The sequence below is a fragment of the Enterobacter sp. RHBSTW-01064 genome (genome assembly GCF_014103035.1).
GTDB lineage: Bacteria > Pseudomonadota > Gammaproteobacteria > Enterobacterales > Enterobacteriaceae > Enterobacter > Enterobacter mori.
The window spans coordinates 1-392 of sequence record NZ_JABXOU010000028.1; the positions used below are offsets into that span (position 1 = coordinate 1).

At 53.3% G+C, this 392-nt stretch carries 1 rRNA gene; it reads right to left on the minus strand.

Annotated elements, in window-relative coordinates:
* A 16S ribosomal RNA gene (locus HV355_RS23985) occupies window positions 1-392 on the minus strand; the annotation flags it as partial.

The window sequence follows — 392 nt, forward strand, 5'->3', positions numbered from 1 at the left end:
AACCGCAGGTTCCCCTACGGTTACCTTGTTACGACTTCACCCCAGTCATGAATCACAAAGTGGTAAGCGCCCTCCCGAAGGTTAAGCTACCTACTTCTTTTGCAACCCACTCCCATGGTGTGACGGGCGGTGTGTACAAGGCCCGGGAACGTATTCACCGTAGCATTCTGATCTACGATTACTAGCGATTCCGACTTCATGGAGTCGAGTTGCAGACTCCAATCCGGACTACGACGCACTTTATGAGGTCCGCTTGCTCTCGCGAGGTCGCTTCTCTTTGTATGCGCCATTGTAGCACGTGTGTAGCCCTACTCGTAAGGGCCATGATGACTTGACGTCATCCCCACCTTCCTCCAGTTTATCACTGGCAGTCTCCTTTGAGTTCCCGGCCG